This window comes from Mesotoga sp. HF07.pep.5.2.highcov, from assembly GCF_003666285.1.
Taxonomy (GTDB): domain Bacteria; phylum Thermotogota; class Thermotogae; order Petrotogales; family Kosmotogaceae; genus Mesotoga; species Mesotoga prima.
This window is the reverse complement of sequence record NZ_JFHJ01000400.1, coordinates 1-3,054: the sequence shown is the minus strand read 5'-3', so window position 1 is coordinate 3,054 and position 3,054 is coordinate 1. Positions and strand designations below refer to the sequence as shown.

Annotated in this window: 3 protein-coding genes and 1 pseudogene; all 4 read left to right on the top strand. The window is 44.3% G+C overall.

The genetic code is table 11. From position 1 onward, the window contains the following. Positions 1-69 precede the first annotated feature (69 nt). Positions 70-2,033, top strand: a pseudogene (gene polA / locus BG32_RS17125) (DNA polymerase I). An 18-nt stretch (positions 2,034-2,051) separates the two neighbouring features. Beyond that, a complete protein-coding gene (locus BG32_RS08540; RefSeq protein WP_006492801.1) occupies positions 2,052-2,333 on the top strand; it encodes an AtpZ/AtpI family protein in 282 nt (93 codons plus the stop codon). After that, entirely contained in the window at positions 2,287-2,619 is a 333-nt protein-coding gene (locus BG32_RS08535) for a hypothetical protein (RefSeq protein ID WP_236609213.1), read from the top strand. The genes BG32_RS08540 and BG32_RS08535 overlap by 47 nt, the downstream gene beginning before the upstream one ends. Beyond that, positions 2,609-3,054, top strand: a 446-nt coding sequence (locus BG32_RS08530; protein WP_183084312.1) for a F0F1 ATP synthase subunit A, incomplete at its 3' end; no start/stop codon positions are given. The genes BG32_RS08535 and BG32_RS08530, both read left to right, overlap by 11 nt.

Genomic DNA, 3,054 nt, shown 5'->3' with positions numbered 1-3,054 from the left:
AACATCAGGAAACTCAGCCCTGGACTGAGAAAGAAGTTGATAGACGGCAGAAGCTCGCTTGAACTTTCGATGGAGCTTGTAAAGCTACTTGACAATGAGGATCTGAACATAGAGCTCGACGACATAAAGTATGAGGGTTTCAGAAAGAACGATTTGCGAAAGATCTTCCTAAAACTCGAATTCTCATCTATGATGAATGAATTCAACCTAACCGATAAGGCCGATGATTCTTTTGCAGAGATAGATGGATACAGACTAGTCAAGAGCGAAAATGAACTCGAGAGGCTTTTCGAGAAACTGGTTTCCAACCCAATATTCGCAATAGATCTCGAGACTTCCTCTCTCGATCCTCATTGCGCGAAGATCGTAGGAGTCTCGATTTCCATCGATGAGGGGTCCGGTTACTACATTCCGATTGCACACGAGTCTGACGGGTGGCAGGCAGACCGAGACTATGTCCTGAAAAATCTTAAGAAGCTTCTTGAAGATAGGTCGACTAAGATAATCGGGCAGAATTTGAAATTCGATTATTCTGTCTTAGCAGTCAACGGTATCCATCCAGTTGTTCCCGACTTTGACACGATGCTGGCTGCATATCTCCTTTCTCCAGATGCAAAGAGGTTCAATCTCGATGAGCTAGCGATGAAATTCCTCGGGTACAAAACGATAAAATTCGAGGATCTAATGAAGAAAAATCAACTGGGCGATGATTTCACCAAGGTACCTCTGGAAGAGGCTGCCCGCTATTCGGTGGAGGACGCGGATATTTCGCTCAGGCTTTCTTCGGTTCTTAGAAAAAAGATATATGAACAGGAACTTGAAGAGATATTTAGAAAGGTCGAACTGGCACTAATTCCGGTGCTTGCCGACCTCGAACTAAATGGTGTTTACTTCGACGTTCCTTCGCTCAAAAACCTTTCAGAGAAGTACGGAAAGATTCTCGATAAAATCCTCGAGGAGTTGTTTGACCTTACGGGAGAGCAGTTCAATCCCAACTCTCCTTCACAGGTCGGGAAGGTGCTCTTTGAAAGACTAGGCCTCACACCTTCAAAAAAAACGAAGGGTGGCTCCTACTCGACGAGCGCCGACGCTTTGGAAGAAATCGCAGATGAACATCCTGCGGTGCAGAAGCTCCTCGATTATAGGAAGTACCAGAAGCTGAAATCGACTTACCTGGACTCGCTTCCCGAACTCGTCAACAAAGTGACAGGAAGAATTCACACCAGCTATCACCAGACGGGAACGGGGACGGGAAGACTGTCAAGCAGCAACCCAAATATGCAGAATCTACCATTAGGGACGAAGAGGGAAAAGAAATCAGGAAATGCGTCATTCCTCAGAAGAAGGGCTGGAAGATTGTGAGCGCAGATTACTCCCAGATCGAACTTAGGATTCTCGCACACCTAAGCCAGGACAAGCAGCTTCTTGACGCTTTTAAAAACGACAAAGATGTACACAGTTTAACGGCATCAAATCTTTACGGAATTGAAGAAAGCGAAGTAAGTGAAGAGCAGAGAAGAATAGGGAAGATGATAAACTTCTCTATAATATACGGAATCTCTTCCTACGGACTGGCAAGCAGACTAAGGATTCCCACAAATGTTGCCGAAGAGATGATTTCGAATTATTTCAAAGCCTTTCCTGAGGTAAGGGCCTTCATTAGGGACACAATTTCTGAGGCCAAAGAAAAGTGCTTTGTGAGGACGATGTTTGGCAGAAAGCGGGAGATCCCTCAGTTTAAGACTAAGAATAGAAACGTAATCCAGGAAGGCGAGAGAATAGCTATCAATACGCCCATTCAGGGAACGGCTGCTGACATAATGAAGATGGCCATGATAAAGATCTATAACCTGCTGAAAGAAAAAGAAATGGAAAGCTTTGCTATTCTCCAGGTACACGATGAAATGGTCTATGAAGCTCCAGAGAAGGAGATTGAAAAGCTGAAAGAGATTCTTAAGGAGGGAATGTCTGAGGTTGTAGAACTGAGCGTTCCCCTGGATATTGAAATCTCTGTAGGTGATTACTGGTGCTGAAAGGGAGACGTCACCCCTTTGAATGAGAAAAACAAAATAAACTGGACGGCGCTGTCAACGCTTTATCAGTTTGCAGTTATTGTGATCGCGAACATAGTGGTTTCGGGGGGTATAGGATACCTACTGTATAGGTTCCTCGGAATGGGTAAGGTATGGATTTCTTTTTTCCTACTTTTCGGAGCCTTCTCGGGCATATATAATGGAATAAGATATCTATTGAAAGAGGCAGAACGATATGATAGAGACAAGGACAATGATGATAAAAACAGCGACAATACTGGCAGCCCTGGCAATAGTTGAAAGCGGTATCCTTGCCTTTATACCGCTTCCCGGTTCTGAACTGGGTGTCTTTTACGGAACTGCATTTTCCTTGCTAGCTCTGCTGCTGATAAATTACGATGCACATATCATGATAACCGAGAAAAAGAGAGCCCCGACCGGTTTCCTCGTAAGATACGCCTTCTATGGCATTTGTTTTGCAACTGCATCTACAGTTTCACCCGGGTTCTTCTTAGGAAGTTTTCTCGGAATCATGAATCTTAAAATCGCAGCAATAGCCTTTGGGAGGTGGCTCTGTGAATCTTAATCTCACTAAATCCGACAAGATATTCCTCGGAGTTATTTCTGGAGGATATATCGCCGTTCTCATATATATGGTTGTCACAGACTACAAGTTCCAGCTTGAGGGCGTTGGTCAGCGATGGATCTATCAGCTTCCCTTTGGAGAAGGTCCTCTCAGCAGGGTAAACCCCTTAACGATAATCATGACCTGGGTAGTAATGGGTCTGATAATATTTATGGTAACAAGAGTGAAGGTCTTCAAGATTATCCCGGGTAAGAAACAGAGTCTTCTCGAGTCTCTCCTCGAATACGTTTACGATCTTGTGAAGGATTCAGTGACTAGAAAGGAATACGTCAGGCCGATCTTCGATATTGCGGCCTCACTTTTCCTTTTCATTCTGGTCTCGAATATTATCGGCAGTTTCCCTGGAATAAATGCCTTCCCTACGGAAAACGGAGG

Excerpts from the sequence above, each read along its gene's own strand:
- BG32_RS08535 (WP_236609213.1), top strand. The coding sequence starts at position 2,287 with ATGATGATAAAAACAGCGACAATACTGGCAGCCCTGGCAATAGTTGAA.